At 44.5% G+C, this 14,165-nt stretch carries 13 protein-coding genes and 1 pseudogene; 6 read left to right on the forward strand and 8 right to left on the reverse strand.

Annotated elements, in window-relative coordinates; all coding sequences use genetic code 11:
• Window positions 1-432 precede the first annotated feature (432 nt).
• Complete coding sequence (locus tag NG798_RS05205; RefSeq protein WP_261220788.1) at window positions 433-837, forward strand: PleD family two-component system response regulator; 405 nt, start codon at window positions 433-435, stop codon at window positions 835-837.
• Window positions 838-1,044: 207 nt separating this feature from the next.
• On the opposite strand, the gene NG798_RS05210 is transcribed toward NG798_RS05205, so the two are convergent.
• From NG798_RS05210 to NG798_RS05245, 8 genes and pseudogenes are all read right to left on the reverse strand, one after another.
• Window positions 1,045-2,781 carry a R3H domain-containing nucleic acid-binding protein gene (locus NG798_RS05210; RefSeq protein ID WP_261221529.1) on the reverse strand — a complete coding sequence of 579 codons (1,737 nt, stop codon included), beginning with the start codon at window positions 2,779-2,781 and terminating at the stop codon, window positions 1,045-1,047.
• A gap of 316 nt (window positions 2,782-3,097) precedes the next feature.
• Window positions 3,098-4,297: an LdpA C-terminal domain-containing domain gene (locus tag NG798_RS05215; RefSeq protein WP_261220790.1), complete on the reverse strand. Its 1,200-nt coding sequence runs from the start codon at window positions 4,295-4,297 to the stop codon at window positions 3,098-3,100.
• A gap of 396 nt (window positions 4,298-4,693) precedes the next feature.
• Window positions 4,694-5,314, reverse strand: a complete 621-nt coding sequence (locus tag NG798_RS05220; RefSeq protein ID WP_261220791.1) for a VWA domain-containing protein — start codon at window positions 5,312-5,314, stop codon at window positions 4,694-4,696.
• 90 nt (window positions 5,315-5,404) lie between these two features.
• Window positions 5,405-5,824 carry a salt stress protein, Slr1339 family gene (locus NG798_RS05225; RefSeq protein ID WP_261220793.1) on the reverse strand — a complete coding sequence of 140 codons (420 nt, stop codon included), beginning with the start codon at window positions 5,822-5,824 and terminating at the stop codon, window positions 5,405-5,407.
• Window positions 5,825-5,963: 139 nt separating this feature from the next.
• Window positions 5,964-6,593: a VWA domain-containing protein gene (locus NG798_RS05230; protein WP_261221531.1), complete on the reverse strand. Its 630-nt coding sequence runs from the start codon at window positions 6,591-6,593 to the stop codon at window positions 5,964-5,966.
• Between the two features lie 123 nt (window positions 6,594-6,716).
• A pseudogene (locus NG798_RS05235) lies at window positions 6,717-7,202 on the reverse strand (VWA domain-containing protein); the annotation flags it as partial.
• Window positions 7,203-7,334: 132 nt separating this feature from the next.
• On the reverse strand, window positions 7,335-7,940 hold the full coding sequence (locus NG798_RS05240; protein WP_261221533.1) for a VWA domain-containing protein: 606 nt from the start codon (window positions 7,938-7,940) through the stop codon (window positions 7,335-7,337).
• A gap of 291 nt (window positions 7,941-8,231) precedes the next feature.
• Window positions 8,232-8,708 (reverse strand): NAD(P)H-quinone oxidoreductase subunit N, encoded by a 477-nt coding sequence (locus tag NG798_RS05245; protein ID WP_261220795.1) that lies wholly within the window; start codon window positions 8,706-8,708, stop codon window positions 8,232-8,234.
• Window positions 8,709-9,202: 494 nt separating this feature from the next.
• Here NG798_RS05245 and NG798_RS05250 point away from each other — a divergent pair, with 494 nt between their 5' ends.
• The 5 genes from NG798_RS05250 to NG798_RS05270 all read left to right on the forward strand — a co-directional run bounded on the left by NG798_RS05250 (window position 9,203) and on the right by NG798_RS05270 (window position 14,132).
• Window positions 9,203-10,687 carry a site-specific DNA-methyltransferase gene (locus tag NG798_RS05250; protein WP_261220796.1) on the forward strand — a complete coding sequence of 495 codons (1,485 nt, stop codon included), beginning with the start codon at window positions 9,203-9,205 and terminating at the stop codon, window positions 10,685-10,687.
• On the forward strand, window positions 10,684-11,607 hold the full coding sequence (locus tag NG798_RS05255; protein ID WP_261220798.1) for an XcyI family restriction endonuclease: 924 nt from the start codon (window positions 10,684-10,686) through the stop codon (window positions 11,605-11,607). The genes NG798_RS05250 and NG798_RS05255 overlap by 4 nt, the downstream gene beginning before the upstream one ends.
• Before the next feature lie 865 nt (window positions 11,608-12,472).
• On the forward strand, window positions 12,473-13,111 hold the full coding sequence (gene rplC / locus NG798_RS05260; protein ID WP_261220800.1) for a 50S ribosomal protein L3: 639 nt from the start codon (window positions 12,473-12,475) through the stop codon (window positions 13,109-13,111).
• Window positions 13,112-13,204: 93 nt separating this feature from the next.
• Window positions 13,205-13,837: a 50S ribosomal protein L4 gene (gene rplD, locus NG798_RS05265; RefSeq protein WP_261220801.1), complete on the forward strand. Its 633-nt coding sequence runs from the start codon at window positions 13,205-13,207 to the stop codon at window positions 13,835-13,837.
• The gene (locus tag NG798_RS05270; protein WP_261220803.1) at window positions 13,830-14,132 is read left to right on the forward strand and encodes a 50S ribosomal protein L23; all 303 of its coding nucleotides are present in this window, start codon (window positions 13,830-13,832) and stop codon (window positions 14,130-14,132) included. The genes rplD and NG798_RS05270 overlap by 8 nt, the downstream gene beginning before the upstream one ends.
• Window positions 14,133-14,165: the final 33 nt, after the last annotated feature.

The following is a 14,165-nucleotide window of genomic DNA, read 5'->3' on the forward strand; positions in this document are numbered from 1 at the left end:
TAAGTCTCAAGACAGGTTATTTCCCCTATCTATTCCCCCCTAGAGCTTCGCAGCTTTTTAGTAGGGATGGGTTGATTGCTTTGTTCCTTCCTCGGATTGTTTGTTAAAGCAGCCAGATATTGATAAACCCGCCCCTCCAGATTCTATCGGCGATACTTGCCTAAACGCATTTTTCAGAATTTTGGTTTTTTGTTCAAACGGGGAGGGATCACCCCCATCAAAAGCAACCAAGTCAGGAAGGATTAACATATTTTATTCCCCCATTTTATCTTCCCACAACTTCCATCATTTTTCATGTCAGGATAATATAACTCCTATTTGCAAGCACCTCATAGGCTTAGCTCCCGACCGCTGCGGCGTTCCTTCGCCACTCAAAAACTTTTTCCTTCTTGTTTAATAGATTTGGAAAAATAGTCACCCCCCTCATAAACTATGTCTGCAACTTTCACTTCTCTCCCGACAATTTTAGCAGTAGATGACAGCCCTGTAATGCTAGAACTCATTAAACGAACCCTAGAATCGGATTACCGGGTTTTGGTTGCCGATAATGCCATTGATGCGCTGTCCATAATTTACCACGAACCCATTAAAATCTTATTACTTGATGTTACCATGCCCGGAATTGACGGTTTAGAACTGTGCCGCACCGTCCGAACTTTACCACAGTTTCAAGAATTACCCATCCTCATGTTAACTGCCAAAGATAGAGTGTTTGACAAAGTTCAAGGAAGGCTGGCCGGTGCCACCGAATACCTAACTAAACCCTTTGATGAGTCACAATTACGGGCTGTACTTTTCAAATTTTTGAATTACTCAACCCCAGAAATAAAAGAGTGATTGGGAATCAGGAATTAGCATTAAGGAAGTAGATTTTGCTCTCCTAATCGCCGCTCATTTTTTATTTGTCATTTCTCATTTCTAAGAGGGTCATTTCGCCGATCATTAGTCATTTTTCATTGGTCATTGGTACGAGTGTGCTAGATCCAAATCGCCAATTCCAAAGACTAATGACAAATGACTAATGACCAATTTCCAATTTCTACCCTAAGCCGGATAAATCCTCAAACGTCGGTTAGGTTCTTCGCCAAAACTAGAAGATTTGAGCCGATAATGCTCCACCAATTCATGCTGCATCTTGCGGACTTTTGCCGAACGCGGCAACAACTCCACCGGCTGCCCCTTGGGAATCACAATTTGCTCAACCGCCAATCTTGCCTCCTCCAGCGCCTCAATCTCATCCTCACTACCACTGCCGGTAAACAAACCGAGTTCAGCTTCTTCGGGCATTTGCGGATCATCCATCTCCAAAAGCCGACGTAGAGCCCGCGTAATTTGAGGAATACTGCTCGATTTAATCGTATAAATCGGCAACTGACGCGCCTTAGAAATATGCCGTAATTTCGAGTGATTTTTAACATGAGAGCGCAGTGCCAAAACCGCATCTGCACTATCCATATCCTTCGTCAAAACCACCGGCAAATTCATCACCTGGATCACCTGCTCCAACTGGTGCCGGCTCACCGCGTATGGATAAATATGAATCGGCAACTCTTCGCCATTCGGGCCAAAATAACGCTCCACCCGACCATCACTCACCGGCACAGGGGCCGACTCAGCGTTTGCCTCCATCTCCGCATCAAGCAACTGCTCAAAATACTGAGATTGAGGAGTTTCGCGGCGCGTTTGTAGCCCGTTTTTCAACGGCATCATTTGACCAGAAGCTCGCCATCCTTGAGGAGCCTCTGCCAAACGCGGAGTATTTGCACTCAAAGCCGGGGCCGGTGGCAATTCCCGCGTCACCGTCACCTTACCGGAACTCGACACTGTGCGAATTTGCGGAGAAGGCAAGCGATTTCGCAGCAAAATATCCACTGTTTCGGCCACTTGTTCATGTACCACCCAGCGTTGACGTTCTTGCATTTCCACCGCAATTTCAAACGTCGGTGGTGCCTTACGTTCCAGCACAGTTTTTTGTGAACCCCGGCGGCGGGCCTCATCATCTCCCAGCGTCACCGCTTGGATACCGCCGATTAAATCAGCCAGTGTCGGGTTTTTAATTAAGTTTTCAATTTGATTGCCGTGCGCCGTTCCCACAAGCTGAACTCCTCGCTCTGCAATCGTCCGAGCCGCCAATGCTTCCAACTCGGTGCCAATTTCATCAATGACAATGACTTCTGGCATATGGTTTTCCACCGCCTCAATCATTACCTGGTGTTGCAATTCCGGGCGAGCCACTTGCATCCGTCGAGCGCGTCCGATGGCTGGGTGGGGGATATCGCCATCACCGGCAATTTCATTAGAGGTGTCAATAATCACCACCCGTTTTTGCAAATCATCTGCCAAAATTCGGGCAATTTCGCGCAAAGCGGTGGTTTTGCCTACCCCTGGCCGGCCCAGCATTAAAATTGATTTGCCGGTTTCCACCAAGTCGCGGATCATATTGATCGTGCCAAATACAGCCCGTCCGACGCGGCAAGTTAAGCCAATCACTTCATTTTTGCGATTGCGAATGGCGCTGATGCGGTGTAGGGTTTGCTCAATACCTGCACGATTATCGCCCCCAAATTCTCCCAGGTGCTTAATCGTGTAGTTGAGATTTTCCAAACACACCGGCTTGTCTGAAAGATATTCTGCCCCCCCAGGAAAGCGAGCCTCTGGCAGACGTCCGAGATCCATTACCACTTCAATGAGGCTGCTGATTTGCGGGTGTTGTTGCAGTGCCGCGCGGATCGTTTCTGGCAAAATATCTAACAGTTTGTTGAGATCGTCTGTTATTTGCATTCTTCCATGATCGGCGTCTTCCATCACACCCAAGGCGACGGTAGGTGGCGACATTTCGCTCATGTTATCGGATTCAATCTGCTGAGAGGGGGCTGCTAACCGATTGGGATTTACCATAGATGGAGGTATTTCTAAAATAGAGCAGTACAGAATTTCAAAGTTTAGTCTCGAACCATTCAGTGCGGGTTATAAGAAATTTGGCGGAATCATGGCGGTTTTTTCCTCTGGGGTTTGCTGCAATTTTAGGGGTATTTTAAGCTCAAGCTTCGGTTTTTGTTTGGCTACAGGTTTTAAGCTGTGGCTTTGTCTCGTTTGGTCAGCCGGTGCCTAATTGTGCGAGATGCGGGCTTTTAAGCTGCGAAACTAATGAATCTGCATCCCGTACTGCTTGCCAGAGCAAGTCTGGCCGGTTTTCCAGGCGGGGTGTTGCATTTTGCGGGTTAGTTTGGTCGAGTTGTTCGAGTACCGGCGCGAGTAAGACTCTGGCATAACTACCATAGGCGACACCGGCAATATAACGCTTTCCGTCGCTGGTTGGTTTGAGTAGGCCGGTGCTTTTGAGTTTTTCGACTGTATGAGCGTTGGTACCGCCTGCCAGTTGGACATATCCCGGTAAGCCGGCATTGAGGACTTTTTGACCGAGTTTGACGGCGGCGCGGGTGGCGCCGGTGCCGATATCGCCACTCATCGGGCGTCCGTCGGTTTGCCAAATCAGCGGACAAGGCAAAGGCTCAATAATGTCTAGTAATAACCGCAGATATTCCAGCATTCCTTCGCCATCGGGACAGCTTATGGCGATTAGTTTTAATTGCCCCACCCAAGGCGCAATAGAATTCCAGAGTCGCTGGAAGTCTTCTGTTCGTCCGATCTGAGTGTGTATTTCAATGGCATCTGGAAGCGCTGAAAACACCACCGGCACAAGGGCGCTGGGGGTGAAAACATAGGAACGGGTGGAAATGTGTCCAATGGGGCACAAAGGCACACAGCGTCCGCAGCCGTAACAGCGTTCGTCTAAAACGCCTGAGTATGCCGGCAGCTTATCTGTAGGGGCTGGTTTATCGAGTTGGAAAGTTGGTGGCTTAAATGTCGATGAACCGCCCGGACTTCGGCGTGAGCCTACTTTGCTCTGCTGTTGGTTAAATACTATGGCGTTTGCTGGACAAATACTTTCACAAGGGCGCGGACAGTCAGCCGGGCAAAGGTTAGGGTTAAATTCTGCTTTGCGGAAATGGGGATCTTCCCCATCGTTTAAACTCACCATCAACAGCGGTGAGGGGTTTGGTTTAAACCCCCTACTTTGGGCTTTTGGGGCTAACTGATTAGCCGTTTGTAGTGCTTCTTTTGCAGAGGCTATCACCGCTGGATCTGCTGCCACGTCGATGCAGTCTGCTCCTGCGAGTGCGTAAGCTAAAGTCAGATTTCTTACAGCGGGAAGGTGCTGGAAGCTAGCCCCACAAATGAGCTTGAACCAGTGGCCTTGTTGAAGTGAATTTAACGGCGAGTAAAAATCGTTCACCCTTATATGCTAATCTGCGGTTTCATAAATTGGTACAAGCTAACGAGATTTTTTCTCCGCTAAGCTTGGACTAGGCTGGGATTGTTGGCTAGTTAAGAATGTCGGTTATTTTTTAGTTGGGTGCTTTTTGTTGTCCATCTCAGGAATATTCACCCAATCACTCTCTACATTTAGGGCTGCTGTGTAGCGGTGGCAAATTTCTGCTTTGTTTTTCCCTTCGAGAGAATTTGTCTTCAAGCAAAGCTCTTATTTTTTGGTCATCCTTACTTTAGCAATAAATTTAAGTTTAAAAAAACATTTTATACAGGCGGCGTTGATTTTTTTAAAAGAATGCAGGTTGAAATAACAACGAATTTCTAAAACCCGGTTTTTCTGTCAAACCGGGTTTTGTAATGGTTAATCAGCAATCGCACTCATCAAAACTTCTGTAAGCGTCATGCCTTCCATATCATCAAGCGTGACGGTATCGACAATATCAAATTTAGCACCGGCACCCTGTAATTCATCATCAAGTGCTTTTAAAAAGCGGGTGGCGGTTGCATCGTTTCCTACTTGAATCATCGAAATAGCCAATTCTTCATCCCGATCCATTTTTCGAGAGGCTTCAATAATTACTTTCATAACGGCGCGGCGATCATCTGGTTCGCCATCGGTAATGACTAAAATTGTTTCACCGTTGGGTTTTGTTTGACCGGCAGCTTTGCGTTTAAAATAATCATTGGTGGCATCTTCCAAAACAGCGGCTAAATTTGTTGTTCCTGACGGATCATTTTCTTGAAAAATTTGGGCAACTTTGCTAGATGTTACGTTTTCAAACCGGCGAAACCGGCCACTAAAAACATATAGCGTAATGCCATCCGGGTCAAATTGTTCGCATTTTCTCGCCACCGCCAGGGTAGACTCTTCTGCTGTTTGCCAACGATTTCTCCCCCCTGGTTGATCGGGGGTAGACATACTGCCACTTTTGTCAATAATTAAGGTATAATCGCGGTCTTGCACGAGAGATCCTCCTTCCATGATAGGAAATCCTTTTTTATTTATACGGGTTCTGTTTCTAGGGTAGCTAAAATTGTTATTTTTGGCAAAATTTTTCCCAAAAAGATTATGTTAGCTGCCTTGTAATGCTTGTAAATAGTCGATAGCTGCTTCAAGTTTAGATGGATATTTATAAGCAAATTCCTCAAACCATAGTCCCTCCTCAGAAAGCGGATCTAATTTTTTGAGCCATTCTTCGGCTGGTTTTTTCAAGCCTTTTTTTTGCTGAGCAATTAATTGCTGTTGTTTGATTTGTTCTTGTTTAATTTCTTCTTGTTTTTTCAGTTCCTCTGCTTTTTCTTGTTCTTCATATTCAGCTTTAATTTGTTGCAATAAAAAATCTGTTTGGCTTGGTTTGCCGGCAGAAGTTTTCACCGGCACTGTTGGAATTTGGGGGATAACCGGCTTTTGTGCTTGTTTGGGAAGCGCTGGGGGTTTTTCCGGCTGATATTCGGCTTTTAATTCTGCTAACAAGTCATCGATGGATTCCATAATCTTAACCTGAGAAATTATTAATTTCTTCTAATTTAGAGAAAGCCTCTAAGCTGTTAGGATGCTTGAGGCTTGCCCTACTGAATAATTCCGACACTCGCATCATTGATCAGGCAGTTTTCAGCTAGAAATAATGCCCTTAGTCGGAAATAGCTTTGAGTAAAACTTCGGAAAGTGTCATGTCTTCCATATCCTCAATCGTCAGAGTATCAATGATGTCAAATTTAGCGCCAATTTTTTGCAAATCATCATCTAGCGCTTTGAGAAATTGAGTGGCGGTTGCATCCGTGCCCACCTGAATTAAAGAAATAGCTAACTCTTCATCTTTATCTATTTTACCAGAAGCTTCAATAATCACCCGCATTACTGCTTTGCGGTCGTCTGGTTCCCCATCTGTTACAACTAAAATTGTTTCACCATTTAATTTTGTTTTCCCGGCTGCTTTGTTGGTAAAATAATTATTCAAAGCATCTTGAAGCACAGAAGCTAAATCGGTTCTGCCTACCGGCTCATTTTCTATAAAAATCTGCTCTACTTTACTAGATGTGACATTTTCGTAGCGTTTAAACTTGCCAGAAAACATATAAACAGTAATTCCATCAGGGTCTAAATCTTCGCATTTTCTTGCTAAAGCTAGGGTAGATTCTTGCATAACCTCCCATCGCGTTTTTCCCCCTGTTTGATCTCGCGTAGACATACTGCCGCTTTTATCAATAATCAGTGTATAATCGCGTTCTGTTATAGAAACTCCTGTTTTTTTACCGGTCATTTGTTTTTCCTCACTTGCTACGTTGACGACTACCTGACTGACAGTTTTATTTCCAATTTCTTCAGCGGTGACTGTTTGAGAAATTTTAAACTTAGGGCCGGTTTTCTCAATTTCCTGAGTGAGGTGTTTTAAGAATTCCGTCGCTTCCCTATCCCTACCTATCTGAATAAAGAAAATCTCTAATTCCTTAGCTTTCTCCATTCGGTTAGTAGCTTCTACCACGACTTTAGTAATTGCATTTGGATCGCTTTCCCCATCTGTAATTACAAAGATAGCTTCTCCATTTAACTTGGTCTGACCCCTGGCTTTTCTTGTAAAATAGCTATCAGTTGCATTTTTTAAAACCCCTGCTGTATTAGTACCGCCACCTGGTTTATTACTTGTAAAAATTTCCGCTACGGTTGCAGATTGGATGTTATCATAGCATTCCCACTTATCTGAAAACAGGTAAATAGTAATGCCATCTGGATCGAAGGTTTCACATTGACTGGCTAGGGCTAAGGCTGCTTCCTGTGCCGCCACCCACCGGCTTTTCCCATCAAGTATATCGGTAGCATTCATACTGCCACTTTTGTCAATAATCAGCGTGTAATCACGATCTTGTAGCATGGCGATGCCCTGTGCTTATTGAGGTTTACACGATTGTACAGTTTCATGGCGGGAAGCCCAATCATAAATTTTGATGGAGATGATAGAATGACAGCCTCGTAGTTATACCCCAGCCAAAATTTCCTTAGCTATTTAGTCTGTAATGGCATTAAGTAATACTTCTGAAAGTGTCATGTCTTCCATATCATCCATTGTTACGGTATCAACGATATCAAATTTAGCACCGGCACTTTGTAAGTCGTCATCCAAGGCTTTTAAAAATTGTTTAGCAGTTGCATCGGTTCCTACCTGCACAAAAGATATGGCTAATTCTTCATCTCTATCCATTTGGCGAGAGGCTTCAATAATTACGCGCATAACGGCTTTACGATCATCTGGTTCGCCATCAGTTACGACTAAAATTGTTTCGCCGTTTTGTTTTGTTTGACCGCTACGTTTGCGTTTAAAATAATCATTAAGGGCGTCTTCGAGTACACCGGCTAAATTTGTGGTGCCGGAGGGTTCATTTTCTTGGAATAGTTGAGTGACGCGATTTGCTGTAACATTTTCATAGCGTTTAAACCGACCAGAAAACAGATAAACTGTTAATCCATCCGGGTCTAATTCTTCACATTTGCTGGCTAAAGCAAGGGTTGATTCTTGCATGACTGTCCAGCGGCTTTTGTTGCCGGCTTGGTCTTTGGTTGCCATGCTGCCGCTTTTGTCGATAATTAAAGTATAATCTCTGTTTTGTAGCATATCCATTTTTCCTTTTTTCTCCAAGATTTATTATTCGGTTGTGTAGCCACCAATTCCACCGATTGAAATCCGTGGCTACAGGAAGAAAACCCCCTTTGGGGGTTGAAAACAAAACGCAATCTTCACCTAACCTCAACCCCCGGAGGAGGTTTTTTAGTTGTGTAGAGGCCGGTTAAAACCGGTGGCTTAATTAAACACAATCCTCAACGATAACCTCAACCCCCGGAGGGGGTTTTTTAGTTGTGTAGACGCCGATTTTAACCGGTGGCTTAATTGATGGGTTTGTCCTAATTAAGCTGCTGCTAAAGCCTCTTTAAGAGGTTTCCAACTAAATACCCGGTCGCCACCCATTTCAATGATAATTTTTACTTTGGGTTGAATTTTGGGTAAGTTAATCAAGTATTCGATTTCTTGACGTGAGAGCATAGCGCCTTCCAAAATCCACAATACCAAACCTTTTGATTTGGGGGGTAGGTTTTGCAGTTGGGTATCGATGAGAGGGGGTACAAAATATACATAGCCGACGGCGGCGCCGGTGCTGGAGCTTTTTTTGCCGAGGTGTGGGGGACGGATACCGTGAACGCCGGTGAGATAGGCGGATAAGTCGCCTAAACCACGAGATGACAGGTTATAGGTAGTATAACCTCTGGCGCGGATGCGGCGTTGATAGCGTCCTTCGGAGCCGCCTTCAAGCGGTGCGTAGACGGCGACTGCGCCGTTATTTTCGAGATCCCGAATTAATCCGCCGCCGGTGGTGATGAGTGCCATAAGCGTTTTATTTGCCTATCTATAGATTTGTTAAGGGATATTAATATTTTACCCTGAATGGGGGCCGGTGTGGTTTTGTGAAAAAAAAGTAGTTGACATAGAGTTTTTTTTCTTTGTAAAAAGATTTTTAACCGCCATTGACAAGAAGTGATAGGGCTGGCATCATGGCTAGAGAAGAATAAAGAATATAAATATAAAATTCGGCAAAAATTTTTTCGTTTTACAGTTTTTAGCAATAGTGCTTAAGAAACACAAAGATGGCTAGATATGCTAAATCAATTATCAGTGAAATTTGCAACCGGCTACGGTAACTCGGCCAGGCGGTGGAAAACCTGGTTACTTCTTATTCGGATGTGTTTAAAGACTCGCAAATTCAAGCGTGAGTAGAGACATTCCGTCAGGCTCATAAGGAGGCATCCAAGAGGCTAGAGGCTCCTCCCTTAAGTATCCGCAGGAGTGGTAAAATCTTTTCGGGTAAGTCAAAAGCTTTATGTTTGATGTATTACGATTTACTCAAAAATAAATACATGATTGTGAAAGAAGAACAGACTTTTCCCCCTTCCCAAAAAAGACACGCGCTTTATGACAAGTTTCAGGCCAAAATTAGCGCTAATTCTCATTTAACCAGGAGTTTAGTCAGTTTCCAAGCTAATAAACAAAGGCGCTTCTCTGGTTGGTTTAAATATAAAGAAGGCTTTTCCGAACAACTGGTTAATTACCTCCTTGAAAAATTAAAACCCCAACCCGGAATTTTACTAGATCCGTTTGCCGGCACCGGCACAGCCTTATTTGCAGCCAATGCGTTAGGATGGCAAACTCAAGGCATAGAATTATTGCCCGTCGGAGTTTATTCTATCCAAGCACGTCAGATAGCCCAAAACATTAATATTGCAGCTTTCAAAACAGCCGTTGCTGAAATTATCCCTCTTAATTTTACCGACTATTACGATGAAAAATACAGCCTCCAACATATCCCAATTACCCAAGGTGCCTTTGCACCGGCAGAAGAAAAACAACTCACCGGGTATCTTGCCTATTGCCAAAAATATGTAGAAAATTCAGACATCCGCACCCTTCTACTTTATGCCGCTTTTTGTATTCTCGAAGACATCAGCTACACCCGCAAAGACGGTCAATATTTACGCTGGGATTATCGCGCCGGTCGTTCTCAAGCAAAAAAACAATTTACGAAACCAGAAATTTATCCTTTTAAAATAGCTATTCAGCGAAAATTAACCCAAATTACCCAAGATTTGCAGCCAGATAACTTTCAACAACTCAGCTTATTTACCCCTCTTTTTGAAATAGAATCTAATCATATAAAAACAAAAGAGCCGGTTTTATATCAAGGTTCTTGTCTCGAAATACTACCAACAATGCCGGCGCAAAGTATCGATTTTGTCTTAACTTCCCCACCCTATGCAAACCGCTATGATTACACCCGCACCTACGCCCTTGAATTAGTGTTTTTAGGATGCAAAGAAGAGAAAGTAAAACAGCTTCGTCAAGCCATGCTTTCCTGCACAGTCGAAAATAAAGACAAGCAGGATTATTTAAAGCAAATTTATACCAATCAAGCACGGTTACAAGATTTTTTAAAGATAGAATCCACCTTTGAAAAACAGGAAGCCTTGCAAGAAGTATTAGAGGTATTAGAACTTTATCGCCAGCAAGGAAAGCTAAACAACAGCAATATTACTAGAATGCTGCGGAATTACTTTTATGAAATGAGTTTCGTCATCTATGAGTTAGCCCGACTTATCAAACCAGGTGGTATAATTGCAATGGTAAATGATAATGTGCAGTATGCCGGGGAAGAAGTGCCGGTGGATTTAATTTTATGCGACATTGCAGAAAGTTTTGGTTTAAGTGTGCGCCACATTTGGACATTAGAAAGAGGCAAAGGAAATAGTAGTCAGCAAATGGGAAATCATGGCCGCTCAGAAATTCGTAAATCTGTCTATATTTGGGAAAAATGAACTCAGCAGAAACCCACCGCATCAATTATCGTCTCCGATCCACATTCTTTTATCGCAAATTAAAAGAATATCAAACTCTATCCTTTCCTATTAAACTTACTGAACTGGCATCAGTAGCCTGTTTATATAATTGGGAAGAAAGGCAAAATTGGGGCATTGTAGAAGATGCCTTTGCTTACATTAATACCCAGGATAACTTGCAACTCATCGAAGTTTTCTGTCATCCGCGATTAATCCGAGAACACCCTCCCCTCATTGCATATTATCGCAATATTTCCGCTCTTTCTCAAAAAGCTGTTAAGTATTTAGTAAAAGTTGACGTTAAACCCATAGAAAATGACCAAGAAAACCGTTATCCCCTAACTGACTCCCAAGCACACCAACTTTCTCTACTTTTTAATGAACACATTTCCCTGATTATAGCAAGCTCCATAGAAAGTTTTAGCAAAGAGGAACTTTATGGATTATTACTTGCATCCACCGGCGCTCAAATAGATGGATCTTGGCGTAATGCTATCGGGGAAGAAGCAGAAAAAGTCATTCAGCGTCTTCTTATAAAAGAAGCAAAAGAACGCAATCTTTTAGCAGCCTTTATTCCTCGCACCGGCACAGCCATTGAAGTGTTTAATCCTGTTCACTTAGAAGAACAATTAGGAAATATTCAGCGATATCGTGGGTTCATATTAAATAATCAAACATCAATACTTTTTTCCAGTGAGCCTGACGTATCCCTTCTTAGCCCTCCAGGTGCAACAGTTGGTGTAATTGAAGTCAAAGGAGGCGCAGACCCAGCGGGAGCACTGGAGCGTTATGGTGCAGCTAAAAAATCTTTTGAAAAAAGCTTGCAGGAAAATCCATCACTCATCACTATTTTAGTGGCGAGTTGTATTACTTCTGAGGTTCGTTCGAGTGGAAAATGACTCAACGATTTCGATTTATTTCAATTTAACCGAAATTTTATCTGAAAATTCAACAGCTTATCAGCAGTTTGTCCAAAAAGTTTTTTCCTTATTGGGTGCATAAAAGCCGTTTAGCAAAAATACCAACACATCGCAATAGCACCCCCAACCTTACAGAAAACTTGCATAAGCAGGTAAAAAAGGCAAATAAACGGGCTGACAAATATGGGCCTATCTGACTGTTCTCGCGTCGGGACACGGAAATCTCCCTGTACACAAAAATCTCCGCATACAGCAGTTAAGCCCCTACACTGACTAATTTAGCTGTTATTGCCCACCGGCCCCCGCGAAAAAAAAATTTACAAACCCCCTAGACAAACTCACCCAGATAGTTTAGTATCTTAGATTGTCGGCTAAAAACGGCATGGCCAATCTCATAGAGACCGCCACACCCCAAACCGCAGACAAAAAAAACCGAGGATAACCCAAGGTTTACCCCACCTAGATCCGCTAACAAAGGCAAACCAGCCTTGTCAATGATCTAAACAGTGGAGGAAACCAGATGAGTAGCGGCTAAAACCCCTGTATAGCGCAGGCAGACAAGCAAAGCCATCATCCCCATATAAAAACGGATACTAAGCGGCTTGCCGTTTAAGTCCACCGGGAAAACCTCAATCAAGCCAGAGTGACGCTTCTGGCAAGAGACAGTTTAAAACCAGGCCGGTTGAAAAGTTGGCAAGCAGCCAATGCAGCGAAACTCCGAAATATGAGGGGTATGCTGCCGCTTGGCATGACAAAGGTTCACACAAGCTGCGCGTCATAAAAAAAGCAGCAAACTGTAAACCGAAATATAGTAGTGCATACAAAAAGGGAGACCACAGAACCCGTGACTCTAGGTATAATTGGCACCAAACTTGGCATGACCCAAGTATTCGACGAACAAGGAAAAGCAGTACCCGTAACAGTCGTACAAGCCGGCCCCTGTCCCGTAACCCAAATCAAAACAGAAGAAACAGACGGATACACATCCGTTCAAGTTGGCTTCAAAGAAGTAAAACCCAAAGCCCTCAACAAACCCCTCCTCGGCCACCTGAAAAAAGCAGGAGTCGAGCAGCCGGTGCGCCACCTCAAAGAATACCGGCTTGAAAACCCCAGCGAATATCAACTGGGACAACAAATCAAAGCAGACATCTTTACCCCAGGGCAACTCGTAGACGTCACCGGCACAAGCATCGGACGCGGCTTCGCCGGCTACCAAAAACGGCACAACTTCAAACGCGGGCCAATGGCACACGGTTCCAAGAACCACCGCCTCCCCGGTTCCACCGGCGCCGGTACAACCCCTGGCCGCGTCTTCCCCGGCAAACGCATGGCCGGTCGCCTCGGCGGCAAACAAGCCACCATCCGCAAACTCACCATCGTTCGCGTTGATGCAGAACGCAACCTAATTTTGCTCAAAGGTTCCGTCCCCGGAAAACCCGGTGCCCTCCTCAGCATCAAACCCGCCAAAAAAGTAGGGAAATAGGAAGGATAAAGAGTTATACGTCAATTGTCCAAAAGCAAAAACCGAAAAACAATTGACACTCTGACAAAGGACAAATGACAAAGGACAAACAAAATGGTTAACTGTACAGTACGCAACTGGCAGGGAGAGCAAATCGCCGAGGCGACCCTAGAACTAAAAGTTGCAAAAGAAGAAAACGCCTCACACATCGTCCACCGCGCCCTAGTTCGCCAAACAACCAACCAGCGACAAGGCACAGTCTCCACAAAAACCCGCTCCGAAGTACGCGGCGGCGGACGCAAACCCTGGCGGCAAAAAGGAACAGGACGCGCCCGCGCCGGCTCCATCCGCTCACCCCTCTGGAGAGGCGGCGGTGTCATCTTTGGCCCCAAACCCAGAGACTTCAACATCGACATGAACCGCAAAGAACGGCGACTCGCCCTTCGCACAGCCCTAGTCAGCCGTAGCGAAGACCTAATCGTAGTCGAAGACTTTGCACCCAACCTCAGCCAACCCAAAACAAAAGAACTCGTCGCAGCCTTGGGCCGGTGGGGAATCGCCAAAGAAGCCAAAGTTTTAATGATTTTGGCAGAAAAAGACGAAAACATCTATCGCTCAGCACGCAACGTCCCCACCATCAAAATGATTCGAGCAGACGGCTTGAACATCTTTGAGATCCTGAACGCAGACAAAATCCTCACCACCCAAGCCGCCCTCGCCAAAATACAGGAGGTGTACAGTGCTTAAACTAGACGAACGCAAGTTAGCAGACCTAGTGCGCCGGCCCATCGTCACCGAAAAAGCCACAGTCGCCCTAGAGCAAAACAAATACACCTTTGAAGTAGCTCCCAAAGCCACTAAAACAGAAATCAAAGCAGCTATCGAATACCTCTTTGAAGTCAAAGTCATCAAAGTAAACACCCACAAACCCCCACGCAAAAAACGCCGCGTCGGCAAATTTGTAGGCTTCAAACCTCAATACAAACGAGCAGTCGTAACCCTCGCAGAAGGCGACTCCATAACCTTATTCCCCGAAGTCTAAAAAGACAAAGAATAAGAGAGATACAACAGATAC

It is taken from the genome of Ancylothrix sp. D3o, assembly GCF_025370775.1.
Lineage (GTDB): Bacteria > Cyanobacteriota > Cyanobacteriia > Cyanobacteriales > Oscillatoriaceae > Ancylothrix.